At 62.6% G+C, this 22,361-nt stretch carries 23 protein-coding genes and 1 tRNA gene; 14 read left to right on the top strand and 10 right to left on the bottom strand.

Going from position 1 to position 22,361, the window contains the following annotated elements; translation table 11 throughout:
* Nucleotides 1–281: 281 nt before the first annotated feature.
* From pyk to gcl, 5 genes are all read right to left on the bottom strand, one after another.
* On the bottom strand, nt 282–1,712 hold the full coding sequence (gene pyk, locus ACIPK7_RS07670; RefSeq protein WP_151186444.1) for a pyruvate kinase: 1,431 nt from the start codon (nt 1,710–1,712) through the stop codon (nt 282–284).
* Entirely contained in the window at nt 1,709–2,980 is a 1,272-nt protein-coding gene (locus tag ACIPK7_RS07665; protein ID WP_401086964.1) for a glycerate kinase, read from the bottom strand. The genes pyk and ACIPK7_RS07665 overlap by 4 nt, the downstream gene beginning before the upstream one ends.
* Nucleotides 2,981–3,264: 284 nt before the next feature.
* Nucleotides 3,265–4,155 carry a 2-hydroxy-3-oxopropionate reductase gene (locus tag ACIPK7_RS07660; protein ID WP_024763150.1) on the bottom strand — a complete coding sequence of 297 codons (891 nt, stop codon included), beginning with the start codon at nt 4,153–4,155 and terminating at the stop codon, nt 3,265–3,267.
* A gap of 69 nt (nt 4,156–4,224) precedes the next feature.
* Nucleotides 4,225–5,007 (bottom strand): hydroxypyruvate isomerase, encoded by a 783-nt coding sequence (gene hyi, locus ACIPK7_RS07655; RefSeq protein WP_401086962.1) that lies wholly within the window; start codon nt 5,005–5,007, stop codon nt 4,225–4,227.
* A 135-nt stretch (nt 5,008–5,142) separates the two neighbouring features.
* Complete coding sequence (gene gcl, locus ACIPK7_RS07650; protein WP_253442796.1) at nt 5,143–6,918, bottom strand: glyoxylate carboligase; 1,776 nt, start codon at nt 6,916–6,918, stop codon at nt 5,143–5,145.
* Between the two features lie 355 nt (nt 6,919–7,273).
* On the opposite strand from gcl, the gene ACIPK7_RS07645 reads away from it, so the two are divergent.
* A complete protein-coding gene (locus tag ACIPK7_RS07645; protein WP_024763153.1) occupies nt 7,274–7,705 on the top strand; it encodes a heme-binding protein in 432 nt (143 codons plus the stop codon).
* Nucleotides 7,706–7,938: 233 nt separating this feature from the next.
* Here ACIPK7_RS07645 and ACIPK7_RS07640 read toward each other — a convergent pair whose 3' ends face one another.
* The gene (locus tag ACIPK7_RS07640; protein ID WP_192432081.1) at nt 7,939–8,592 is read right to left on the bottom strand and encodes a TetR/AcrR family transcriptional regulator; all 654 of its coding nucleotides are present in this window, start codon (nt 8,590–8,592) and stop codon (nt 7,939–7,941) included.
* A 211-nt stretch (nt 8,593–8,803) separates the two neighbouring features.
* Between ACIPK7_RS07640 and moaA the strand changes: the two genes are divergently transcribed.
* The 7 genes from moaA to ACIPK7_RS07605 all read left to right on the top strand — a co-directional run bounded on the left by moaA (nt 8,804) and on the right by ACIPK7_RS07605 (nt 14,089).
* Nucleotides 8,804–9,799, top strand: a complete 996-nt coding sequence (moaA, locus tag ACIPK7_RS07635; protein ID WP_401086960.1) for a GTP 3',8-cyclase MoaA — start codon at nt 8,804–8,806, stop codon at nt 9,797–9,799.
* Between the two features lie 65 nt (nt 9,800–9,864).
* Nucleotides 9,865–10,695 carry a substrate-binding periplasmic protein gene (locus ACIPK7_RS07630; protein WP_401086958.1) on the top strand — a complete coding sequence of 277 codons (831 nt, stop codon included), beginning with the start codon at nt 9,865–9,867 and terminating at the stop codon, nt 10,693–10,695.
* 59 nt (nt 10,696–10,754) lie between these two features.
* Entirely contained in the window at nt 10,755–11,090 is a 336-nt protein-coding gene (locus tag ACIPK7_RS07625) for a low molecular weight protein tyrosine phosphatase family protein (RefSeq protein ID WP_401086956.1), read from the top strand.
* Entirely contained in the window at nt 11,087–11,572 is a 486-nt protein-coding gene (locus tag ACIPK7_RS07620; RefSeq protein ID WP_192432088.1) for a hypothetical protein, read from the top strand. Before ACIPK7_RS07625 ends, ACIPK7_RS07620 begins: the two co-directional genes overlap by 4 nt.
* Nucleotides 11,573–11,704: 132 nt before the next feature.
* Nucleotides 11,705–12,100: a PA2779 family protein gene (locus tag ACIPK7_RS07615; RefSeq protein WP_192432090.1), complete on the top strand. Its 396-nt coding sequence runs from the start codon at nt 11,705–11,707 to the stop codon at nt 12,098–12,100.
* A gap of 11 nt (nt 12,101–12,111) precedes the next feature.
* Nucleotides 12,112–13,056: a PA2778 family cysteine peptidase gene (locus tag ACIPK7_RS07610; RefSeq protein ID WP_401086954.1), complete on the top strand. Its 945-nt coding sequence runs from the start codon at nt 12,112–12,114 to the stop codon at nt 13,054–13,056.
* Nucleotides 13,057–13,129: 73 nt separating this feature from the next.
* The gene (locus tag ACIPK7_RS07605) at nt 13,130–14,089 is read left to right on the top strand and encodes a formate/nitrite transporter family protein (RefSeq protein ID WP_401086952.1); all 960 of its coding nucleotides are present in this window, start codon (nt 13,130–13,132) and stop codon (nt 14,087–14,089) included.
* A 34-nt stretch (nt 14,090–14,123) separates the two neighbouring features.
* Here the strand turns inward: ACIPK7_RS07605 and ACIPK7_RS07600 are convergent, their stop codons facing one another.
* Nucleotides 14,124–15,407 (bottom strand): FAD-binding oxidoreductase, encoded by a 1,284-nt coding sequence (locus tag ACIPK7_RS07600; protein ID WP_054911130.1) that lies wholly within the window; start codon nt 15,405–15,407, stop codon nt 14,124–14,126.
* A 185-nt stretch (nt 15,408–15,592) separates the two neighbouring features.
* On the opposite strand from ACIPK7_RS07600, the gene ACIPK7_RS07595 reads away from it, so the two are divergent.
* Nucleotides 15,593–15,669, top strand: a tRNA-Val gene (locus tag ACIPK7_RS07595).
* A gap of 240 nt (nt 15,670–15,909) precedes the next feature.
* Here the strand turns inward: ACIPK7_RS07595 and ACIPK7_RS07590 are convergent.
* Nucleotides 15,910–16,224, bottom strand: coding sequence for a hypothetical protein (locus ACIPK7_RS07590; RefSeq protein ID WP_192432096.1), 315 nt, complete (start codon nt 16,222–16,224; stop codon nt 15,910–15,912).
* Nucleotides 16,225–16,744: 520 nt separating this feature from the next.
* On the opposite strand from ACIPK7_RS07590, the gene ACIPK7_RS07585 reads away from it, so the two are divergent.
* Entirely contained in the window at nt 16,745–17,200 is a 456-nt protein-coding gene (locus ACIPK7_RS07585; RefSeq protein ID WP_263866335.1) for a DUF4946 domain-containing protein, read from the top strand.
* Nucleotides 17,201–17,268: 68 nt separating this feature from the next.
* On the opposite strand, the gene ACIPK7_RS07580 is transcribed toward ACIPK7_RS07585, so the two are convergent.
* Both ACIPK7_RS07580 and ACIPK7_RS07575 read right to left on the bottom strand, forming a co-directional pair.
* Nucleotides 17,269–17,493: a hypothetical protein gene (locus ACIPK7_RS07580; RefSeq protein WP_138212887.1), complete on the bottom strand. Its 225-nt coding sequence runs from the start codon at nt 17,491–17,493 to the stop codon at nt 17,269–17,271.
* A gap of 443 nt (nt 17,494–17,936) precedes the next feature.
* Nucleotides 17,937–18,290, bottom strand: a complete 354-nt coding sequence (locus ACIPK7_RS07575; RefSeq protein ID WP_081518110.1) for a histone-like nucleoid-structuring protein, MvaT/MvaU family — start codon at nt 18,288–18,290, stop codon at nt 17,937–17,939.
* Between the two features lie 253 nt (nt 18,291–18,543).
* Here ACIPK7_RS07575 and ACIPK7_RS07570 point away from each other — a divergent pair, with 253 nt between their 5' ends.
* The 4 genes from ACIPK7_RS07570 to rpmI all read left to right on the top strand — a co-directional run bounded on the left by ACIPK7_RS07570 (nt 18,544) and on the right by rpmI (nt 22,347).
* Entirely contained in the window at nt 18,544–19,377 is an 834-nt protein-coding gene (locus tag ACIPK7_RS07570; RefSeq protein ID WP_401086948.1) for an alpha/beta fold hydrolase, read from the top strand.
* A gap of 241 nt (nt 19,378–19,618) precedes the next feature.
* Nucleotides 19,619–21,541 (top strand): threonine--tRNA ligase, encoded by a 1,923-nt coding sequence (gene thrS, locus ACIPK7_RS07565; protein WP_401086946.1) that lies wholly within the window; start codon nt 19,619–19,621, stop codon nt 21,539–21,541.
* Nucleotides 21,541–22,092, top strand: a complete 552-nt coding sequence (infC, locus tag ACIPK7_RS07560; protein WP_171039364.1) for a translation initiation factor IF-3 — start codon at nt 21,541–21,543, stop codon at nt 22,090–22,092. The genes thrS and infC overlap by 1 nt, the downstream gene beginning before the upstream one ends.
* A gap of 60 nt (nt 22,093–22,152) precedes the next feature.
* Nucleotides 22,153–22,347, top strand: a complete 195-nt coding sequence (rpmI, locus tag ACIPK7_RS07555) for a 50S ribosomal protein L35 (RefSeq protein WP_017516491.1) — start codon at nt 22,153–22,155, stop codon at nt 22,345–22,347.
* Nucleotides 22,348–22,361: the final 14 nt, after the last annotated feature.

The raw sequence follows: 22,361 nt of genomic DNA, 5'->3' as shown, positions 1-22,361 counted from the left end.
GACGGGGACGCGGCCCCGTATTCCCGGCCCCGTCCGTCCGGGAGTGACTCGGTGCGGAGGCACGCCCCTGGGGTGCCTCCTGAACTCGGTGTTTCTCCTGTTTCCCTGCTTCCCTCACCCCAGCCCTCTCCCAGGGGGATAGGGGGCAGTTCGGCGTGGCGTTCAGTTCGACGCTATACGGCTGGCTCCTCGCTGCACCATTGCTTCAATGAGCGGCACACTTGCCGACGACTCCAATCAGTTCCTCTCCCGCGTGCGGGAGGGGGGCCTTCAGCCGTGCATCAAACTTCCAGCGCCGGCGCCACCGTCTCGATGCGCAGCATGTTGGTGCTGCCCGGCTGGCCGAAGGGCACGCCGGCGGTGATCACCACGGTGTCGCCACGGCGCGCCATGCGCTGTGCCAGGGCGATGTCCAGGGCGGTGGAGCAGATCTCGTCGACGTGGGCGAGTTGTGCGTTGACCACCGAATGGACGCCCCAGGCCACGGTCAGGCGGCGGGCGGATTTGAGTTGCGGAGTCAGGCTGAGGATCGGTGCCTTGGGCCGCTCGCGGGAAGCGCGCAGGGTCGACGCGCCGGACTCTGTGTAGTTCACCAGCACCGCCACCGGCAGGATGCGGCTGATCCGGCGGATCGCGCAGCTGATGGCGTCGGAGACGGTGGCGTCCGGTTCCGGGCGGTTGATTTCCAGCGTGGCCTGGTAGTCCGGCTCGGCTTCGACCTGGCGGATGATCTTCGCCATCATCTCCACCGCTTCACGCGGGTACTGACCCGAGGCGCTCTCGGCGCTGAGCATCACGCAGTCGGCGCCTTCACTGACGGCGTTGGCGACGTCGGTCACCTCGGCGCGGGTCGGCGCCGGGGAGAAGCGCATGGATTCGAGCATCTGGGTTGCGACCACCACCGGGCGGCCGAGCTGGCGGCAGACCTGGATGATGCGCTTCTGGATGCCCGGTACGCTCTCGGCCGGCATCTCCACGCCCAGGTCGCCACGGGCGACCATGATCGCGTCGGACAGCCTGGCGATGGCTTCGATGGACTGCACCGCCGAGGGCTTCTCGATCTTGGCCATGAGGAAGGCCTTGTCGCCGATCAGCTCGCGGGCTTCCACGATGTCTTCGGGGCGCTGCACGAAGGACAGGGCCACCCAGTCCACGCCCAGCTCCAGGCCGAAGGTCAGGTCGCGGCGGTCCTTGGCGGTCAGCGGGCTGAGCTTGAGCACCGCTTCGGGGACGTTGACGCCCTTGCGGTCGGACAGCTCGCCGCTGTTCATCACGCGGGTCTCGATGGCATCGCTATGGGCGTTGAGTACCTGCAGGCGAATCTTGCCGTCGTCCAGCAGCAGGCTCATGCCCGGCTCCAGCGCCTGGATGATTTCCGGGTGGGGCAGGGTGACGCGCTTGTCGTCGCCCGGTGCGTCGTTCAGGTCGAGGGTGAAGGTCTGGCCCTTCTGCAGCTGGACCGCACCGTCGGCGAAACGACCCACGCGCAGCTTCGGCCCTTGCAGGTCCATGAGGATGCCGATGGGGTAGTTCAGTTCGGCTTCCACTTCGCGCACCCAGGCGAAACGCTGGGCGTGGTCGTCGTATTCGCCGTGGCTGAAGTTCAGGCGGAACAGGTTGGCGCCGGCTTCCACCAGGGCGCGGATGTCGTCGCGGCTTTTGATCGCCGGGCCCAGGGTGGCGAGAATTTTTACTTTCTTGTCAGGGGTCATTTGTCGTTCTCGAGGACCAGGATGGCGCGGAAGTCGTTGACGTTGGTGCGGGTCGGTTTGGTGATCACCAGGTCGCCCAGTTCGGCGAAGAAGCCGTAGCCGTTGTTGTTGTCGAGCTCGTGCAGCGGGTTCAGGCCGGCCTTGAGGGCGCGGCTGTAGCTGCACGGACTCATCAGGGCACCGGCGTTGCTTTCCATGCCGTCGATGCCGTCGGTGTCCCCCGCCAGGGCCCAGATGTTCGGTTCGCCCTTGAGGTCGGCGGTGAGGCTGAGGAGAAACTCTGCATTGCGTCCGCCACGGCCATTGCCGCGCACGGTCACGGTGGTCTCGCCACCGGAAAGGATCAGGCACGGCGCCTTCAGTGGCTGGCCATGCTTGCGGATCTGCCGGGCGATACCGGCGTGGACCTTGGCGACCTCGCGGGATTCGCCCTCCAGATCGCCGAGGATAAGCGTCGGGATGCCGGCGGCTTCGGCCTTGGCAGCTACCGCGTCAATGGAGTGCTGAGGCGTGGCGATCAGCTTGAAGTGGCTGCGCGACAGGCATTCGTCGCCGGGTTTGACGGTCTCCGAGCGCGGGTCTTCCAGCCAGGCGCGCACGTTCGCCGGGATGTCGATGGCATAGCGCTTGAGGATGGCCAGGGCGTCGGCGGAAGTGGTCGGGTCGCCCACGGTCGGGCCAGAGGCAATTACCGTGGCCTCGTCGCCGGGCACGTCGGAAATCGCATAGGTGTACACGCTGGCCGGCCAGCAGGCGCGGGCCAGGCGGCCGCCCTTGATGGCCGAGAGGTGCTTGCGCACGCAGTTCATTTCGCTGATGGCGGCGCCGGATTTCAGCAGCGCCTTGTTCACGCCGCGCTTGTCGTCGAGGCTGATGCCTTCGGCCGGCAGCGCGAGCAGGGCGGAGCCGCCGCCGGAGAGCAGGAAGATCACCCGGTCGTTCTCGGACAGGCCGCCGATCAGTTCCAGCACGCGGCGGGCGACGCGCTCGCCGGCGTCGTCCGGCACCGGGTGCGAGGCTTCCACCACTTCGATGCTGCGGCACTCGGCGCCGTAGCCGTAAGGCGCCACCACCAAACCCTGGACGTCGCCATTCCAGTGCTTCTCGGCGACTTCGGCCATGGCCCCGGCGGCCTTGCCGGCACCGATGACGATGGTGCGGCCGCCCTGGTCGGTGGGCAGGTGCTGCGCCAGTACCTGGGCCGGATGCGCGGCGGCAATGGCGGTGTCGAACAACTCGCGCAGGAAGGCGCGTGGGTCGAGGCTCATGACAGGCTCCGATGATTCTTGTTGTGGTGTTCCATGGCTCAGGCTTCTGTCCTGCAGAAGGCTCAGCGATGGAATCGAACACCCCGGCCGGCGAGGCCGTGATTCCCAGCGGCCGGGTGTTCGAATCGCTTTGCAGCGTGGCGGGCGAGGCCACTCCCATAACTTCGCCCGTCACTTTGCTCTGTTGGCGGATAACGCCGCTGGCGTTATGCGCCCTACGTTGTGGTTCGTCGTAGGGCGGATAAAGCGGAACGCTTTATCCGCCGAAGCACTGGCGCAGATTCTCAGTCCTTGCGGATGGAGAAGTTGGCCATGTGCTCCAGGCCCTTGATCAGGCCGGAGTGGTCCCAGTTGCTGCCGCCGATGGCTGCGCAGGTGCTGAACACCTGTTGCGCGTTGGCGGTGTTGGGCAGGTTCAGGCCCAGTTCGCGAGCACCGGCCAGGGCCAGGTTGAGGTCCTTCTGGTGCAGGCTGATGCGGAAGCCCGGATCGAAGGTGCCCTTGACCATGCGGTCGCCGTGCACTTCGAGGATGCGCGAGGAGGCGAAGCCGCCCATCAGCGCTTCACGTACCTTGGCCGGGTCGGCGCCGTTCTTGGCGGCGAACAGCAGGGCTTCGGCGACGGCCTGGATGTTCAGGGCGACGATGATCTGGTTGGCCACCTTGGCGGTTTGGCCGTCGCCATTGCCGCCGACGCGGGTGATGTTCTTGCCCATGGCCTGGAACAGCGGCAGGGCGCGTTCGAAGGTGTTCGGGCAGCCGCCGACCATGATGCTCAGGGAAGCAGCCTTGGCGCCGACTTCACCGCCGGAGACCGGGGCGTCCAGGTACTGCGCGCCGGTGGCCTTGATCTTCTCGGCGAAGGTCTTGGTGGCGGTGGGGGAGATCGAACTCATGTCGATCACCACCTTGTTCGGGCCCACGCCTTCGGCGATGCCGTCCTTGCGGAACAGCACGTCTTCGACCTGCGGGGTGTCCGGGACCATCACGATGATGAACTCGGCTTCCTGGGCGACTTCCTTGGGGTTGGCCAGGCCGATGGCGCCGGCTTCGACCAGGGCCGCGGGGGCGGCGTCGTGGTGGGTGGAAACGAAGATCTGGTGACCGGCTTTCTGCAGGTTCTGCGCCATGGGCAGGCCCATGATGCCGGTGCCGATGAATCCGATTTTGGCCATGAGGAGTTCTCCTGGTTGTTCTTGTTAGGCTGGCCGGCGCGCTGCGTACCCAACGCGCCGGCCGGCGAATCAGATGACGTTGTGGCTCTTCAGCCAGCCGAGGCCGGCTTCGGTGGTGGTCTTGGGCTTGTATTCGCAGCCGATCCAGCCGCGGTAGCCGATGCGGTCCAGGTGATCGAACAGGAAGCGGTAGTTGATCTCGCCAGTGCCCGGCTCGTGGCGGCCGGGGTTGTCGGCCAGCTGCACGTGGTTGATCGCGGCGAGGTTCTTCTCGATGGTCCGCGCCAGGTCACCTTCCATGATCTGCATGTGGTAGATGTCGTACTGCAGGAACAGGTTGGCGCTGCCGACCTTCTCGCGGATGTCCTGGGCCTGCTTGGTGGTCTGCAGGTAGAAGCCGGGAATATCGAGGGTGTTGATCATTTCCATGACCAGCTTGATCCCCGCGGCTTCGAGCTTGCTCGCCGCGTACTCCAGGTTGTTCAGGAAGGTGTTCTCGATGGTCGCGCAGTCATAGCCCTGCGGGCGGATGCCAGCCAGGCAGTTGACCTGGGTGTTGCCCAGCACCTTGGCGTAGGCGATGGCCTTGTCGACGCCGGCGCGGAATTCCTCGACGCGGTCCGGGTGGCAGGCGATGCCGCGCTCGCCTTTCGACCAGTCGCCGGCCGGCAGGTTGAACAGCACTTGTTCAAGTTTGTTAGCGTCCAGGCGGGCCTTGATCACCTCGGCCTCGACGTCATACGGGAATAGGTACTCGACACCGCTGAAACCGGCGCGCGCGGCGGCTTCGAAACGGTCGAGGAAGTCCACCTCGGTGAACAGCATGGACAGGTTGGCGCAGAAACGGGGCATGGGGTCACTCCTGTTGAACGGGTGGTGCGTGGCGCTCGGCTTCCTGATGAAAGAGAGCTGGGGGTGGGGACTCTCCGCCAGGAAATGTCCACCCCCAGCCCCTCCCCGAAGGGAGGAGTCGTTCGGTCCGGCTGATCAGTCGAGCAGCGAGATGGCGGTCGGTGCGTCGATGCCTTTCAGTGCCAGCTCTTCGAACTCGTTGACCGCGTTGATCTCGGTACCCATGGAGATGTTGGTGACGCGCTCCAGGATGACCTCGACCACCACCGGCACACGGTGCTGCTGCATCAGCTCGCGAGCCTGGGCGAAGGCGGCGCCGATCTGGTTCGGGTCGAACACGCGGATCGCCTTGCAACCCAGACCTTCCACCACCGCGACGTGGTCGACGCCGTAGCCGTTGAGCTCCGGTGCGTTGACGTTGTCGAAGGCCAGCTGCACGCAGTAGTCGATCTCGAAGCCGCGCTGCGCCTGGCGGATCAGGCCCAGGTAGGAGTTGTTCACCAGCACGTGGATGTACGGCAGGTTGAACTGCGCACCGGCGGCCAGTTCTTCGATCATGAACTGGAAGTCATAGTCGCCCGACAGTGCGACGACCTGACGGCTGGGGTCGGCCTTGACCACGCCCAGGGCTGCCGGAATGGTCCAGCCCAGCGGGCCGGCCTGGCCGCAGTTGATCCAGTGGCGCGGCTTGTACACGTGCAGGAACTGCGCGCCGGCGATCTGCGACAGACCGATGGTGCTGACGTAGCAGGTGTCCTTGCCGAAGAACTCGTTCATCTCTTCGTAGACGCGCTGCGGCTTGACCGGCACGTTGTCGAAGTGGGTCTTACGCTGCAGGGTGCGCTTGCGTTCGCGGCAGGCTTCGACCCAGGCGCTGCGGTCCTTCAGCTTGCCGGCGGCTTTCCACTCGCGAGCGACTTCGAGGAATACCTCCAGAGCGGAACCGGCGTCGGAAACGATGCCCAGGTCCGGGGTGAACACGCGGCCGATCTGGGTCGGTTCGATGTCCACGTGGACGAACTTGCGGCCAGCGGTATAGACGTCGACCGAACCGGTGTGACGGTTGGCCCAGCGGTTGCCGATGCCCAGCACCATGTCCGACTCCAGGACAGTGGCGTTACCGTAGCGGTGCGAGGTCTGCAGACCGCACATGCCGGCCATCAGCGGGTGATCGTCGGGGATGGTGCCCCAGCCCATCAGGGTCGGGACTACCGGTACGCCGGTCAGCTCGGCGAACTCCACCAGCTTGTCGGAAGCGTCGGCGTTGATGATGCCGCCGCCAGCGCAGATCAGCGGACGCTCGGCGTCATTGAACAGGGCCAGGGCTTTCTCGGCCTGGGCGCGGGTGGCCTTGGGCTTGTTCACCGGCAGCGGTTCGTAGGCGTCGATGTCGAACTCGATCTCGGCCATCTGCACGTCGAACGGCAGGTCGATCAGCACAGGGCCAGGGCGGCCGCTGCGCATTTCGAAGAAGGCCTTCTGGAAGGCGTAGGGCACCTGGCCTGGCTCCAGCACGGTGGTCGCCCACTTGGTGACCGGCTTGACGATGCTGGTGATGTCCACGGCCTGGAAGTCTTCCTTGTGCATGCGCGCACGGGGAGCCTGGCCGGTGATGCAGAGGATCGGGATGGAGTCGGCGGAAGCCGAGTACAGGCCGGTGACCATGTCGGTGCCGGCGGGGCCGGAGGTGCCGATGCACACGCCGATGTTGCCGGCGTTGGTGCGGGTGTAGCCCTCGGCCATGTGCGAGGCGCCTTCCACGTGGCGGGCCAGGACGTGATCGATGCCACCGAGTTTCTTCATGGCCGCATACATGGGGTTGATGGCGGCGCCCGGTACGCCGAAGGCGGTATCGACGCCTTCGCGACGCATGACGAGTACGGCAGCCTCGATTGCTCTCATTCTGGCCATATTTTGTTCCTCGGTTCTTATACTGATTGTGTACAAAAGTTGAGGCGATTCTAGGCAGGCAATTCGACGAAGGTCAAGACTGGTTGTATACGAGGGACTGAGTGGTAATTTTTCCATGAAAGCCTTCTATTCTGGGGCTTTCGCAGAAAACCTGAACGCAGGGTCAAACTATCGTTTGAAAAAATGTATACAAAAATAGATGTGAATTGTCCTTTTCAGTTGCTTTGATTGAGACCTTCGGCTACTAGATTGCGTACAGATTTCTGATACGCGTGTGCGCAGCTTTGACCTGTGCATGGCGTGGCCCCGGCTTACCGACCTTGAACCGCCTTATCAACTTGAAGAGGAAAACCTCATGACCACTCTGAGCCTGGAAACCGCACTGGACATCACCCGTCACGCCCTGGTCGCCAGCCGCGAGCTGTCCACCGCGCCGCTGACCATCGCTGTGCTGGATGCCGGCGGGCACCTGCTGAGCCTGCAGCGCGAGGACGGCGCGAGCATGCTTCGCCCGCAGATCGCCATTGGCAAGGCGTGGGGCGCCGTGGCGCTGGGCAAGTCGTCGCGCGTGCTGGCGGCGGACGCTCAGCAGCGCCCATCGTTCATCGCCGCGGTGAACACCCTGGCGCAAGGCAACGTGGTGCCCGCACCCGGCGGCGTGCTGATCCGCAATTCGGCTAATGAAGTGATTGGTGCCATCGGCATCAGCGGCGACGTCTCGGACATCGATGAGCAATGCGCGATCCGTGGCGTGCAGGCGCTGGGCTTGGTGGCTGACGCGGGCTGATCGAAGAAGGGGAGGGCGCGCGCCAGTCGCGCGTCTGTCCCGCTCCTGCTCGATATTTTTGCACTCGGGCCGGCCCTCACCCTAGCCCTCTCCCAAGGGGAGAGGGGACCGTTCGGTGCAGGGAGAAACTGCCGTATCAGCCGGTACGTTCAGCTCCCTCTCCCTTTGGGAGAGGGGAGGCCCAGCGATCGACTTCCCAGAGAAGTCAGTTGCTCTCGGCGCTGAGTTTCAGCTCAGATCGACAACGGCCGCAAACGCCCCTGCGGCTTCGGCTCGGTGCCGCCATCCGGCGCGGTGCCGCGCAGCACCAGGCGGGTGATGGTCTCGGTGGCGGCTTCGAAGTCCGCATCGCTCAAGCTGGTCTTCCCGGTGACCATGGAGATCTGCCAGTCGAAATCGGCGTAGGTCTGGGTCGCCGCCCATATGGTGAACAGCAGGTGGTGCGGATCCACCGGCGCCAACAGGCCACGGTCGATCCAGCTTTGCAGGCAGGCGATGTTGCGCTGTGCCTGGGCGTTCAGCTCATCCAGGTATTCCTTGGGCAGGTGCGGCGCTCCGTGCATCAGCTCGCTGGCGAACACCTTCGACGCGTGCGGCAGCTCCTGGGAAATCTTCACCTTGGAACGGATATAGGCGCGCAACGCCTCGCTCGGCTCGTCATCCTCGCGGAACGGCGCGGAGGCTTGCAGCAGCGGCTCCACCACGCTTTCCAGTACGCAGCGGTAGAGGTTTTCCTTGGACTGGAAGTAGTAGTAGACGTTGGGCTTGGGCAGCCCGGCGCGAGCGGCGATGTCGCTGGTCTTGGTCGCCGCGAAACCCTTCTCGGCGAATTCCTCGCTGGCTGCGCGCAGGATGAGGCGACGGTTACGCTCGCGAATGCTGGTCATTGGCTGGTCTTCTTTCTTTTATTGCTGTTGTCACAGAACAGAGCCGGGCATGGTAGCACCGGGCTCTTGAGCCCCTCAACTCGGCCCTCTCGCGGCACTTGCATGCAGTTTCCTGACTCGCGAGTCGGTTTTGTGTGTACAGCGGAGGCGTTCTGAGGTATTTCTAGCGGACTTTCGTTCGGCCCCCGCCATCCGGAACCACCCACTGCCCATGTCCGACTCCCAGTTGGTCGACCCCTTCGGTCGACGCATCACCTACCTGCGCCTGTCGGTCACCGACCGTTGCGATTTCCGCTGCACCTACTGCATGAGCGAAGACATGCAGTTCCTGCCGCGTGACCAGGTATTGAGCCTGGAGGAGCTGGAAGCCGTCGCCGACGCTTTCATCGGACTGGGTGTGAAGCGCATCCGCATCACTGGCGGCGAGCCGCTGGTGCGCAAGGGCCTGACCGGCCTGCTGGCGAGACTGGGCGCACGCCCCGAACTGGACGATCTTTCCATTACCACCAATGGCTCGCAACTGCGCGAGCGTGCTGTCGAACTGCGCGCGGCCGGCGTGCGCCGCCTGAATATCAGCCTTGACTCGCTGCGCCGCGAACGTTTCGCCGCCTTCACCCGTTCCGACAAGCTGGAGCAGGTTCTCGACGGCATCGACGCCGCCCGTGAGGCCGGTTTCGAGCGCATCAAGCTCAATGCCGTTGTGCAGAAGGGCCGCAACGACGACGAAGTCTGCGACCTGGTGACCTTCGCCCTGGAGAAGGGCATCGACATCAGCTTCATCGAGGAGATGCCGCTGGGCAGCGTCAGCAGCCACGAGCGCAAGCAGACCTTGTGCAGCAGCGACGAAGTCCGCGCGCAGCTCGCCGAGCGCTGGCAACTGCTACCGACGCCGGAGCGCAGTGGTGGTCCGTCGCGCTACTACCGCATCGACGGCTATGCCAGTCGTATCGGCTTCATCTCCCCGCACAGCCACAATTTCTGCGGCGACTGCAACCGGGTGCGGGTCACCGCCGAAGGCAAGCTGGTGCTCTGCCTGGGGCACGAAGGTGCGCTGGACTTGCGACAACTGCTCCGCGAGCACCCCGGTGACGGCGCGCGCCTGCGCGAAGCACTGATGCAGGCGCTGCAGCTCAAGCCCGAACGCCATCATTTCGAGGCCGACCAGCAGGTGCAGGTGCTGCGCTTCATGAGCATGACCGGCGGCTGAGTCCGCCACGGCGGGCACCCGGCCCGCCGGACAGAACAAAAACAACAGGCAACAAGGAGAGTCGTTTGAAGCTCAAGGCATTCTGCTGCGCGCTCGCCAGCATCCTTTCCAGCGGTATTTCAGGTGTCGCCATGGCGCAGACCTACGTCGTCGGCGTTGAGAACCTCGCGTTCGCCCCGCACTACAGCACCGATGCGCAGGGCAATTACCAGGGCTTCGCCCGCGAGGTGCTGGACCTGTTCGCCAGCACCAGCGGCATCACCCTGGAGTATCGTCCGCTGCCGGTGGACGCGCTGCTGCCGGCATTGCTGTCCGGCCAGGTCGATCTCAAGTACCCGGACAACCCCAACTGGGCGCCCGAGCAGAAGGCCGGGAAAACCCTGCGCTACAGCCAGCCGGTGACCGAATACGTCGATGGCGTGCTGGTGGCGCCGGAGCGGCTGGGTCAGGGCGTCGGAGCCTTGAAGCGGCTGGCGCTGGTGGATGGCTGGACGCCGCGTGGTTACGAGCGGCTGGTGCAGGCCGGGCGGATCGCCCTCGCGCCCAGCGCCGACCTCAAGCAGATGATCCATACCGCGCTGAAGAAGCAGGCCGACGGCGTCTACTTCAACGTCGTAGTTGCCACCTTCTATCTGGACAACATCCGAGCGAAGCCGGGGGCGCTGGTATTCGATCCTTCGCTACCGCACACGCGCAGCGCCTTTCACCTGTCCACGCTCAAGCACGCCGAGCTGATCGAGCGCTTCGACCGCTTCCTCGTCGACCACGCCAGGGAGTTGGTCGCGATCAAGGCCAAGTACGGCGTCGAGGCGAGCCTCGATTCCGAGCACCTGGGCGTCGAGCAGTGGAAAGTGGATTTCCTCGAGCGCCAGAAAGCGAAACAGAAGTCGCCGTGAACCGCCTTCTTCCCTAAAATCGCGGCTGCCGTTTGCGCGCCAGCCGTAGGGAGGATGAAGTGCGCCGCGCTTTGTTCATCTGCAGCCGGAACCGCCTGCGCAGCCCCACCGCCGAAGCCGTCTTCGCCAACTGGCCGGAGGTCGAGACCGACTCCGCCGGGCTGGCGCCGGACGCGGAAGTCCCGCTGAGCGCCGAGCAACTGGAGTGGGCCGACCTGGTGTTCGTCATGGAGCGCCGCCATCGGCAGGCACTGCTGCGCCGCTTCCCCGTGGCGATGCGGGGCAAGCGTCTGGTATGCCTGGATATCCCGGACGATTACGTCTATCTGCAGCCCGAGCTGGTGTTCCTGCTGGAGCGCAAGGTCGGGCCTCTCCTGCGGCAGGAGAGTGCATGAGCGAACTCCGTATTCCCCTGCGCGAAGGCATGCTGGTTTGCCCGGGTTTCCGCATCCAGGCCCAGCCCGAGCCGTCGCTGGCTATCGACGGCGACCTGCTCTGGGCGCTGGAGCAGCCGCAATGGTGTCCGTTGGCCGTGTCGCTCGAGGAACGGGACGGCGCACGGTGGATCAAGCCGTTGCCGCTGGCGCAGCAGACCGGTTTCGACCCGAATCGGGTGATCGGCTGGCGCGACGACCCGGTACGCATCGAGCAGCCCGAGGGCGTCGAGGATGCAGAGGCCGCCATCCACTGGTGGCGCGGCGGCGCGGTCGAGGACGTACGCGGGCGAATCAGTCACCACCCCTGGGGGCGTCTGCTGCGCCTGGAGGGGGCGGGGATCAGTCCGGAGCACATCCTGTTTCCCCATGGTTACACCTGCCTTTATCTGGGGCACCTGGACGCCGACTGGCGTCGATTGCGCTTCGAACTCTTTTCCTGAACTGCAATCTCACTAGAGAGCGGCCCCTGCGGTTGCCGCCAACGTGGCGGGAGCGTGGCGGTTGGTTGCCTCGCGTGCGAGCGGCCTGCACCTCCTGCTTAGTGCATGCAGTCCATGATGAGGTAACCCAGAATGACCCTAACAAAACGGGTAAAAAGCCTTGCAGCTGTCTTGGTGTTTGCGCAGTTGGGTGTCGTTGCGGAAGTCCCGTTGGCTCAGGCCGCCATGGTGGGTACGGGCGAAGTGCTGCAGGCACAGCAGCAACAGGTCGACCGCGAGCAGCTGTTGAAGATGCTCGATGACCAGGGCGTGCAGAAAAAGCTGCAGTCCATGGGCGTTGAGCGCAGCAAGGTCGAGCAGCGCATCAAGAGCCTGTCCAACGAAGAGCTGGCGCAGTTCAACCAGCAGCTGGACGAGGCGCCCGCCGGTGGCATCATCGGCATCATCCTGCTGTTCTTGTTGATCTTTGTGATCACCGACGTGCTCTGTATCACCCACATCTTCACCTTCGTCAGGTGCCAGCGTTGAGACGCTGGGCCATGGCCGTCGCGTTCGCGGCGGCCGTGGCACTCGGCGGCTGCGCGCAGTCGCCGACGTTGCCAGCCAGCGTCGATACTTTGCCGGAGCGGGTGGAGCTGAGTGATGTGCAATTCTTCCCCCAGCAGGAATTCCAGTGCGGCCCCGCCGCCCTGGCGACCATGCTCAACCAGCGCGGTGTGCGGGTGACGCCTCGGGAACTGAAAGATCGAGTGTTTATCCCCGGACGTGAGGGCAGCCTGCAGGTGGAGTTGGTGGCGGCGGCGCGGGAGAAGGGCATGCTGGTCTATCCGCTCAAGCCGCGTCTGGAAAATATCCTCAGCGAAGTGGCGGCGGGTAATCCAGTGCTGATCCTGCAGAACCAAGGACTGGACTGGTTGCCGGTCTGGCACTTTGCGGTGGTGGTCGGTTTCGATCGTAATCGCCACGAATTGATCCTCCGCTCGGGAATCACCGAGCGTCTGGTGATCGACTTCACCGCCTTCGATGTGACCTGGAAGCGCAGCAAACGCTGGGCGGTACTGACCGTTCCTGCTGATCGCCTGCCGGAGACGGCGGAGCCGACGGCCTGGTTGAGGGCGGCCCATGACCTGGAGGAAACCGGCCAGCCGGCATTGGCGGAGCAGGCCTATCGCACCGCGACCAAGGCTTGGCCGCAGGAGTCGCTCGGCTGGTTCGCCCTGGCCAATGCGCGCTACACCGACGGAAATCTCGACGATGCCGAGGATGCCTTGCGCCGCAGTGTCGGCGCGAAGCCGGCTTTTGCGGCGGGCTGGTTCAACCTGGCCAATGTATTGGGTGAGCGTGGCTGTCCGCAACAAGCAGGCGCTGCGGCGAGTTGTGCGCGGCACCTGGCGCCAGACGATGCGCGTTTTTCGCAGACGATCGGCAGTTCGGCCACAGTAGGCGACAGTTGCCAGGCGGTGCCAGCCTGCCCGGCGAACTGAGGCGCGCAGGTTTCCTGAACCGAAGCGGGAAGGGCACAGACTAAACCTGCAATGTCCCAGCGAGGTGCTTGGCATGGCCACGGAAAAACCACCGGCACGCGGCGGCGCGCGTGCCAAGGAGAGCGCGTCGACTGCCAAGAAGGCGGCGCCTCGCAATCCTTCCCGCAGCTCGAAAGCCGGAAGTGACACGGCCGACGATCTCTCCGCCGAGGAGCGCCGCAAGGTCGAGAAAAGCCAGCCGCCCCGCGCGCTGGTGCTGCATGAAGTCATCCGCCTGCAGGGCAATCATGAACTGGACCGCACCCTTGCGGCGCTCTGGTGGTCGGCGCTGGCGGCCGGGCTGACCATCGGCCTGTCGCTGATGGCCATGGGGTTGTTCCGTGCTCGGCTGCCGGATCACGACATGGCGGTGATCACCACCAGCCTGGGTTATCCGGTGGGCTTCCTGGCGATCATTCTCGCGCGCCAGCAGCTGTTCACCGAGAACACCCTGACGGCAGTGCTGCCGGTGATGAGCGAACCAACGCTGGAAAAGTTCGGCCAGTTGCTGCGGCTGTGGTCGGTGGTCTTGGCGGGCAATGTCGTCGGCGCGCTGCTGTTCGCCTACGGCATGCTGCATCTGCCGATCTTCGACACGAAGGCCGACCAGGCCTTCCTCGACATAGGCCGCGAGGTGATGGAGAACGACCACTGGCAGATGTTCTCCAAGGGTATCGTTTCCGGCTGGATGATCGCCACCATGGTCTGGCTGGTGCCGGCGGCGGAAAACGCCAAGGTGTGGATCATCTTCCTGGTTACCTACCTGATGGCGTTGGGCAGCTTCAGCCACATCGTGGTCGGCACCTGCGAGGTGGGTTACCTGATGTTTGCCGGCGAAGTGGGGCTGGCGGCGTTCGTCGTCGATTTCGCCTTGCCGACGCTGGTGGGCAATATCGTCGGTGGCAGCCTGATCTTCGCTTTGATGAGCCATGCCCAGGTGCGCAGCGATACGTCGCCACCGGAGAAGTCCCCGAAAAGAAAAACGGCGCCCTGAGGCGCCGTTTTTTCGTGCGGTGAGAAGCGAGGCGTCAGATGCCCAGCTTGTCGCGCATGGTGTAGTACCAGGCGCCGATCGCGGAGAACGGAACCTGGAACATGCGGCCGCCCGGGAAGGGGTAGTGCGGCAGGGTGGCGAAGGCGTCGAAACGCTCGGCCTGGCCGCGCAGCACTTCGGCCAGCAGCTTGCCCGCGAGGTGGGTGTAGGTCACACCGTGGCCCGAGCAGCCCTGGGAGTAGTAGATATTGTCGCCGATGCGACCAACCTGCGGCAGGCGCGAGAGGGTCAGCAGGAAGTTGCCGGTCCAGGCGAAATCGATCTTCACGTCCTTCAGCTGCGGGAACACCTTGAGCATCTTCGGACGAATGATCGCTTCGATGTTCGACGGGTCGCGTGCACCGTAGACCACGCCACCGCCGAAGATCAGGCGGTTGTCGCCGGTCAGGCGGTAGTAGTCGAGCAGGTAGTTGCAGTCCTCGACGCAGTAGTCGGTCGGCAGCAGGGACTTGGCCAGGTCGGCGCTCAGCGGCTCGGTGGTGATCACCTGGGTACCGCACGGCATGGACTTGGAAGCCAGTTCCGGCACCAGGCCGCCGAGGTAGGCGTTACCGGCCACCACGATGAACTTGGCCTTCACGCGGCCCTTCGGGGTGTGCACTACCGGGTTGGCGCCGCGGTCAATCTTCACGGCAGGGGACTGCTCGTGGATCACGCCGCCGAGCGACTCGACGGCGGCGGCTTCGCCCAGGGCGAGGTTCAGCGGGTGGATGTGGCCGCCGCTCATGTCGAGCATCCCGCCGACATAGCTGTCGGTGCCGACGACTTCACGGATGCGCTTGGCGTCCATCAGTTCCAGCTGGGTATGGCCGAAGCGCTCCCACAGCTTCTTCTGCGACTCCAGGTGGCCCATCTGCTTGGCGCTGAGGGCAGCGAACACGCCACCGTCCTTCAGGTCGCACTGGATGTTGTACTTGGCGATGCGCTCGCGAATGATGCGGCCGCCTTCGAAGGCCATGTCGCCCAGCAGTTTTGCCTGCTTGGCGCCAACGCTGCGCTCGATGACGTCGATGTCGCGGCTATAGCTGTTGACGATCTGACCGCCGTTACGGCCCGACGCACCGAAGCCAACCTTGGCGGCTTCCAGCACGGTGACCTTGAAACCGTTTTCCAGCAGGAACAGGGCGGTCGACAGGCCGGTATAGCCTGCGCCGATCACGCAGACATCGGTTTCCACCTCGCCCTGCAGTTCAGGACGGGCCGGGACCGGATTGGCCGAAGCTGCGTAATAGGAAGAGGGGTAGGAGGTGTGCGGCATAATGCACCTGTGTTTGTTATTTTTTACGAGATGTGCGGATGCTACCTGAGTCGAATCAGACCGGCTAGTGCCCGTGCAAAATAATTTACGGACGGTCGAACATAAAAAAATTCACTTTTTCAGTGGGTTAGCTGAAAAAGTGCTTGACGCTCTAAAACGAGCGCGTAGAATGCGCCCCACACGACAGGCACATAGCTCAGTTGGTTAGAGCACCACCTTGACATGGTGGGGGTCGTTGGTTCGAGTCCAATTGTGCCTACCAAACAAACCCGCTTCTGGCGGTACTTAGAGGGCGATCCGAAAGGATCGCCCTTTTTGTTTTGGGGTATTCCAAGCGGGCGGCCTCGGCGGTTCACGCATCGCGCCGCTTTCGTCTCCGCTTCCTTTGTTCCTGGTGATTGCCCGTTCCGGTGGTGGTTCAGTCTCTGCATTGCTTGCGCAGGCTTTCGTGGATGGCGGGGTCGAGTGTTGCTGGGTGGAGTGGAAGTGGGCCAGATGGGCGCTAATTCATCGCGTTTCTGCGTTCGCTGTAGGCTTCGTACTGTCGGCACTTCTGTTCGGCATTGGCAAACGCCTGATCGGGCGTCTGGTCGCCGTGGTAGCCGAAGCGCACGAAGTACCTGACGACGACCTGGGTGTCCGCATCGAGCTTAGCGCCCCCTTCGTGGACTGCCGCAATCGCCTGCTGTTCGGTTTTTCCCTCGTTTCTATACAGCGCGCCCGCGCGCGCGAACAGGCCGATGCCGGTGCAGAAGTCAGAGGCCTGGGCGCCGCTGGCAAGCGTCATTAGCAGGAGCAACGCTGTGAGCTTCTTCATGTGACCTCACTGAGCCTGCGATCTGGTTCTCCGTCCTGATCAGTATGGCGCTTGCTCTGGTCTTCTGCCTGCACGTCTGGCGTGCGCTGCGAGGCTTTCTCTCTGGCTCCGGGCTTCTCGAAGAGCTTGAGGTGGTTGTAAGTAAAAAGCACGATGCAGTGCGTCGGACGTTGTCTTGTCGGTGGTTATCAAAACGAGGGCCGCCACTATGACCACCGTCGTGCCCACCGAAGAGTGGCCGGTAGAGTGACTTTGGACAGCGTAGATAGCATCGAAGCACCGTGTGGCGTGAAAGACCGGCAACACTAAACCTGCGTCGACGCTGGCGTCGCGAGTAATAGCGTGCCGACTCGGTAAAGAGTGTGTCGGCCGTGATGCATTCCGGCTTGTCGATTCCGTGGGGCGATCTAAGCGCGCCTGCTATGTTGGTCGTTGTCTGTGCTTGGAGGTGATGATGAGGGCTCTGCGATCTTGCTTACTCACCGGTGCGTTGCTGGTTCCGCTGCCGGCCTTAGCGGAAATGCAGGTGATCTGGCCGCAGGGTTGGGAGGTTTCGCGCTCGCCAGCGGAAGCGACTGCTGATGCGCCGGTGGTTCGTCAGCGTGGCGTGCGCTTGGCGGAGGATGGATCCCAGGATCTGGTCATGGAGGTCACACGCAGTCGGCTCGGCTCTGCCGCCAAGGTCAGTGTCGAGAATGTCATCGTCGAGATGCGCAAGGCGTTGCAGAAGGACTTCATGCGCCAGGGGTTCCAGGCAGCGTGCAGTAAGCCAATGGATGCAAAGCTGGGTGGGTTGGCCGGGCTGGAGGTGCATTGCGGCATCAGTCAGAACGGCGCCGAGGTGCTCAAGCAGACCGTGCAGGTCGCGTTGGGTGATGGGGCGGCTTACTCGCTGACCTATGCGGCACCATCGGGGCGCTATGCGGCGCTGATGGCGGAGATCGAAGCGGTGAAGGCGGGCATCAGTCTGAATTGAGGCGCCGCTTTTATAGGTGGCCGAACAGCAAAAGCCCCGCTCATGCGGGGCTTTTTTCGTTTTCAGGCTCAGGCAGCGATGGTGGCTTGCACTCGCTGAATCACCGCGCTCAGCGGTACCTCGCCCTGATATTGCTGAGGGTAGAGGCGTTCGGTGTGCTTGGCGATGCCATGCTCGTTCACCAGGGTGAAGCTGAAGCCATGCTTGCGCTTGGCCTGGATAACGCAGTTCAGAGGGGCGAAAGCCGCCGAGAGGGTGCGAATCGCCTCCTGGATTTGCAGGGAGGTTTTCATTGTCTTGTCTTTCCAAATAGGTAACGGTCCTATGACCGTCGAAATCGTCAAAAGCTCCGGGTGCGATCTGAGAATGCAGAAAACGTATGACCGGAATATGGCAGCGATTGGAAACTTGAGGGTCTGTTCGCGTCAGGCTGCGATGTTGGGTGAAAGCAGAGGATCTGACGTGGGGCGCTGATCGCTCGGGCAAATGTTCCTGGCGCGGTTGGCGTGCTCTGGAATCGATGCGGAGGATGCGCTGGCCGTGGCCCTGTAGAGCCCAGCTTCTGCCCTGGATCAGGTAGGGAGTGCTGGGAGGGGCGACCTTGGGTTTGGTGCTCGCTGTCGGCCAGTATAAGGATTTCTTCTAACGATGGCTAGTTTTTATACAGCCGTCTGTCAGAAATCGCCGAGCGAGGGAGAGATTCCGCGGAGCGGGAGCGCTCCGCGGAAGATCAGCATTACTGCAGCCAGGATTCCACGGTGTCGCCACCGTATTGTTGTTTCCAGGCTTTCAGGGTCTTGTGGTTGCCGCCCTTGGTCTCGATGGTCTCGCCGTTGTGCGGGTTCTTGTAGACCTTCAGTTGGCGGGTGCGGCGCGGCTGTTGTGCGGCAGCCGGCTCGGTGGAGTTCTGCGGGTCGAGAATGTTGATGACGTTGCGCAGGTTCATGCCGTACTGGTCCATCAAGGCTTGTAGTTGATCCTTGAACTCCAGCTCCTTTTTCAGGCCGCCATCGCTCTTGAGTTTCTCTAGGAGGGCGAGTTGTTCCTGGAGTTTGCGCTCGGCTTCGCGGAATTCCGCAAGTTTGGACATCTGGGTGCTCCCGTGTCGTAGGTGGCTAGTACGGCGCGATTCTGTGTTCTTATGATTGCGCCCGTCAACTGAATATATGAATTGTTGCGGTTTGAAAAACACACTTTAAATGTTAAGAGCGCATGAGGGGTTGGTCGAATAATTGATCGATGAGCGATAATGCGCGCGCTAAAGGGTGCGGCGGGATTTCTGTAGATCAATAGCCCCGCGAAAGCTGTGTGCTTTATTGTGGTGCGCTGCGTACGAGTGCTGGATGAATAACGAGATAGTGCAATATCGGGTCAATGATTATGAACTGACGTGCCAGGTTGCCGGGCAGGGCGCGCCGTTGCTGCTGGTTCATGGTTCTCTCTGCGATTACCGTTACTGGCGCGGGCAAGTCGAGGCCTTGTCTGCCCGGTATCGCGTGATAGTGCCCAGTCTGCGTCATTATTTCCCCGAACAATGGGATGGTGAAGGGGCGGATTTCACGACTGGTCAGCATGTCGACGATCTAGCGGCATTGCTCGATCAGTTGCCTGGTCCGGCTCACCTGCTGGGGCATTCACGGGGAGGCAATATCTGTCTGCGAGTAGCCTTGGCCGCTCCGCAGAAACTGCTTTCGTTGACGCTTGCCGATCCCGGTGGGGATTTCGCCGATGATGTTTTCGGCGAGGTAAATATCGAAGCCCCAGCATCTCCCGGCGAGCGCAATCAGTTTCGCCAGCAGGCGCTGGAAATGATTGGTGCGGGGGAGGTGGAACATGGGTTGCAACTTTTTGTCGATACTGTCAGTGGGTCGGGAGTATGGTCGCGCTCTTCGCGACAGTTCCGCGAAATGGCCACAGCTAATGCCATGACATTGGTTGGGCAGGTTGCGGATCATCCTGCGCCTATAACCCATGAACAGATTTCGCAATTGCAGTTGCCAGTATTGCTGATCGGCGGAGCCAAGAGTCCTGAGCCATTTCCGCGAATCATTCAGGCGTTGCAGTCGACGCTTGGGGATGTGCGTTCGGTGAAGATTCCCGGCGCGTCCCACGGCATGAATGTGATCCGTCCGGCGTCCTTCAATCGCACCGTGCTGGAATTTGTCGAGCAATACTGAGCGAAGTCAGGCTTGCCGCTCGTCAGTCTCTCTGAGTTGCAGTAACATCCGTCGTCCTGTCCGCCATCGTTTGCGAACAGGTTTTCGAATTCTTCCAGTGATCTACGTCCGCGCGCGAATGCGCAGGGTGCCGACAAGGCGCCTGCCACTGTGAGGCAGGCCTTCCCGGCGGGCGACGCTTACTGGCACATCCCAACCCATGTGGCCTTTCGTAGGGGTCACCACTAGGAGAGGAGGCGCCATGCCCATCATTACTCTTCCCGACGGTAGTCAGCGTTCCTTCGATCATCCGGTCAGCGTGACCGAGGTGGCGCAATCCATTGGCGCGGGCCTGGCGAAAGCCACCCTGGCCGGCAAGGTCAACGGCCGTCTGGTCGATGCCTGCGACATCATCGACAGCGACGCGACCCTGCAGATCATTACCCCGAAGGACGAGGATGGGCTGGAAATTATCCGCCACTCCTGCGCTCACTTGGTGGGCCATGCGGTCAAGCAGCTGTATCCGACCGCAAAAATGGTTATCGGCCCGGTGATCGACGAAGGCTTCTATTACGACATCGCCTTCGAGCGTCCCTTCACTCCGGACGACATGGCCGCGATTGAAAAACGCATGGCCGAGCTGATCGAGAAGGACTACGACGTCATCAAGAAGATGACCCCGCGTGCCGAAGTCATCGAGACCTTCAAGGCTCGTGGCGAGGAGTACAAGCTGCGCCTCATCGACGACATGCCGGACGAGAAGGCCATGGGTCTGTACTTCCACGAGGAGTACGTGGACATGTGCCGCGGCCCGCATGTGCCGAACACTCGTTTCCTGAAAGCCTTCAAGCTGACAAAGATTTCCGGCGCCTACTGGCGCGGCGACTCGAAGAACGAGCAGCTGCAGCGCGTCTACGGCACCGCTTGGGCTGACAAAAAACAACTGGCTGCCTACATCCAGCGCATCGAGGAAGCCGAGAAGCGCGATCACCGCCGCATCGGCAAGCAGCTCGACCTCTTCCACCTCCAGGAAGAAGCTCCTGGCATGGTCTTCTGGCACCCCAATGGCTGGACCGTTTACCAGGTGCTCGAGCAGTACATGCGTAAGGTGCAGCGCGACCACGGCTATGTGGAGGTCCGCACCCCGCAGGTTGTCGACCGCATCCTTTGGGAGCGCTCCGGCCACTGGACCAACTACGCCGAGAACATGTTTACCACTTCGTCGGAAAGTCGCGACTTCGCGGTCAAACCGATGAACTGCCCGTGCCACGTGCAGATCTTCAATCAGGGTCTGAAGTCCTACCGTGACCTGCCGCTGCGCCTCGCCGAATTCGGCGCTTGCCACCGCAACGAGCCGTCCGGCGCGCTGCATGGCATCATGCGTGTGCGTGGCTTCACCCAGGATGACGCCCATATCTTCTGCACCGAAGAGCAGGTGAAGAAGGAAGCGGCTGACTTCATCAAGCTGACCCTGCAGGTCTATTCGGACTTCGGTTTCAGTGATGTCTCCATGAAGCTCTCCACTCGTCCAGTCAAGCGCGTTGGTTCCGAGGAGCTGTGGGACCGCGCTGAAAGCGCGCTGGCCGACGCCCTGAACGAATCCGGCCTGGAGTGGGAATACCAGCCGGGCGAGGGCGCCTTCTACGGTCCGAAGATCGAGTTCACCCTGAAGGACTGCCTCGGCCGTAACTGGCAGTGCGGCACCCTGCAGTACGACCCGAACCTACCGGAGCGTCTGGATGCCAGCTATATCGCCGAAGATAACAGCCGTACCCGCCCGGTCATGTTGCACCGCGCGATCCTCGGCTCCTTCGAACGCTTCATTGGCATGCTGATCGAGCACTACGCCGGTCTGTTCCCGGCCTGGCTCGCACCGACACAGGCCGTGGTGATGAATATCACTGATAAGCAGGGCGAATGGGCTGAAGAAGTGGTGCGTCAGCTCGAGCAAAGCGGATTCCGTGCCAAGTCTGACTTGAGAAACGAGAAAATTGGCTTTAAAATCCGCGAGCATACTTTGCTCAAGGTTCCCTATCTGCTGGTCATCGGCGATAGGGAAGTTGAATCGCAGGCCGTCGCCGTACGTACGCGCGAAGGGGCAGACCTCGGCTCGATGCCGGTCGCCCAGTTCGCTGAGCTGCTCGCTCAGGCGGTTTCCCGGCGTGGTCGCCAAGACTCGGAGTAATCATTATTAAGCGTGAAATGAGACAGGATAAGCGGGCTCTCCCGAAACCGCCGATCAACGAGAACATCACTGCCCGTGAGGTTCGTCTGATTGGTGCTGACGGTCAACAGATCGGCGTGGTCTCCCTCGATGAGGCTCTCCGTCTAGCTGACGAGGCCAAGCTGGACCTGGTGGAAATTTCTGCTGATGCGGTGCCCCCTGTCTGCCGCATCATGGACTACGGCAAGCACCTCTTCGAGAAGAAGAAGCAAGCCGCTGCTGCGAAGAAAAACCAGCACCAGCAACAGATTAAAGAAATCAAGTTTCGTCCAGGGACGGAAGAAGGGGATTACCAGGTAAAACTACGCAACCTGGTACGTTTCCTTAATGAAGGGGACAAGGCCAAGGTATCGCTTCGATTCCGTGGTCGTGAGATGGCCCACCAGGAGCTGGGCATGGAGCTGTTGAAGCGGGTCGAAACCGATCTCGCTGAAATCGGCACCGTGGAACAGCATCCTAAGCTGGAAGGACGCCAGCTGATGATGGTCATCGCTCCCAAGAAGCGTAAATAACCTCCCGGGCACTGGCAGGCCTGATGGTTATCAGTTGTTAACGAATGCGGAGTACCAAACATGCCAAAGATGAAAACCAAGAGTGGCGCCAAAAAGCGCTTCAAAGTGACTGCTGGTGGCATCAAGCACAAGCACGCTTTCAAGAGCCACATCCTGACCAAAATGACCACCAAGCGTAAGCGTCAGCTGCGCGGCACTTCGATGCTCGCTGCTTCCGACGTTCGCCGTGTAGCGCGCTCCCTGCGTCTGCGTTGATTTCTGGTAGAGGA

The sequence above is a fragment of the Pseudomonas sp. NPDC086581 genome (genome assembly GCF_044746165.1).
GTDB lineage: Bacteria > Pseudomonadota > Gammaproteobacteria > Pseudomonadales > Pseudomonadaceae > Pseudomonas.
Note: the sequence above shows the minus strand (reverse complement) of the source record. Positions and strands in the feature narration are given on the sequence as shown.

What these genes read in the sequence shown, in the direction of transcription:
- ACIPK7_RS07645 (WP_024763153.1), top strand. Translation starts at nt 7,274, where the DNA reads ATGACCACTCTGAGCCTGGAAACCGCACTGGACATCACCCGTCACGCC.
- pyk (WP_151186444.1), bottom strand. Translation starts at nt 1,712, where the DNA reads ATGACCCCTGACAAGAAAGTAAAAATTCTCGCCACCCTGGGCCCGGCG.
- ACIPK7_RS07585 (WP_263866335.1), top strand. Translation starts at nt 16,745, where the DNA reads ATGCAGGTGATCTGGCCGCAGGGTTGGGAGGTTTCGCGCTCGCCAGCG.
- ACIPK7_RS07590 (WP_192432096.1), bottom strand. Translation starts at nt 16,224, where the DNA reads ATGAAGAAGCTCACAGCGTTGCTCCTGCTAATGACGCTTGCCAGCGGC.
- rpmI (WP_017516491.1), top strand. Translation starts at nt 22,153, where the DNA reads ATGCCAAAGATGAAAACCAAGAGTGGCGCCAAAAAGCGCTTCAAAGTG.
- ACIPK7_RS07610 (WP_401086954.1), top strand. Translation starts at nt 12,112, where the DNA reads ATGGCCGTCGCGTTCGCGGCGGCCGTGGCACTCGGCGGCTGCGCGCAG.
- ACIPK7_RS07575 (WP_081518110.1), bottom strand. Translation starts at nt 18,290, where the DNA reads ATGTCCAAACTTGCGGAATTCCGCGAAGCCGAGCGCAAACTCCAGGAA.
- ACIPK7_RS07660 (WP_024763150.1), bottom strand. Translation starts at nt 4,155, where the DNA reads ATGGCCAAAATCGGATTCATCGGCACCGGCATCATGGGCCTGCCCATG.
- thrS (WP_401086946.1), top strand. Translation starts at nt 19,619, where the DNA reads ATGCCCATCATTACTCTTCCCGACGGTAGTCAGCGTTCCTTCGATCAT.
- ACIPK7_RS07615 (WP_192432090.1), top strand. Translation starts at nt 11,705, where the DNA reads ATGACCCTAACAAAACGGGTAAAAAGCCTTGCAGCTGTCTTGGTGTTT.
- ACIPK7_RS07665 (WP_401086964.1), bottom strand. Translation starts at nt 2,980, where the DNA reads ATGAGCCTCGACCCACGCGCCTTCCTGCGCGAGTTGTTCGACACCGCC.
- moaA (WP_401086960.1), top strand. Translation starts at nt 8,804, where the DNA reads ATGTCCGACTCCCAGTTGGTCGACCCCTTCGGTCGACGCATCACCTAC.
- ACIPK7_RS07580 (WP_138212887.1), bottom strand. Translation starts at nt 17,493, where the DNA reads ATGAAAACCTCCCTGCAAATCCAGGAGGCGATTCGCACCCTCTCGGCG.
- hyi (WP_401086962.1), bottom strand. Translation starts at nt 5,007, where the DNA reads ATGCCCCGTTTCTGCGCCAACCTGTCCATGCTGTTCACCGAGGTGGAC.
- ACIPK7_RS07620 (WP_192432088.1), top strand. Translation starts at nt 11,087, where the DNA reads ATGAGCGAACTCCGTATTCCCCTGCGCGAAGGCATGCTGGTTTGCCCG.
- ACIPK7_RS07600 (WP_054911130.1), bottom strand. Translation starts at nt 15,407, where the DNA reads ATGCCGCACACCTCCTACCCCTCTTCCTATTACGCAGCTTCGGCCAAT.
- ACIPK7_RS07605 (WP_401086952.1), top strand. Translation starts at nt 13,130, where the DNA reads ATGGCCACGGAAAAACCACCGGCACGCGGCGGCGCGCGTGCCAAGGAG.
- ACIPK7_RS07570 (WP_401086948.1), top strand. Translation starts at nt 18,544, where the DNA reads ATGAATAACGAGATAGTGCAATATCGGGTCAATGATTATGAACTGACG.
- gcl (WP_253442796.1), bottom strand. Translation starts at nt 6,918, where the DNA reads ATGGCCAGAATGAGAGCAATCGAGGCTGCCGTACTCGTCATGCGTCGC.
- ACIPK7_RS07640 (WP_192432081.1), bottom strand. Translation starts at nt 8,592, where the DNA reads ATGACCAGCATTCGCGAGCGTAACCGTCGCCTCATCCTGCGCGCAGCC.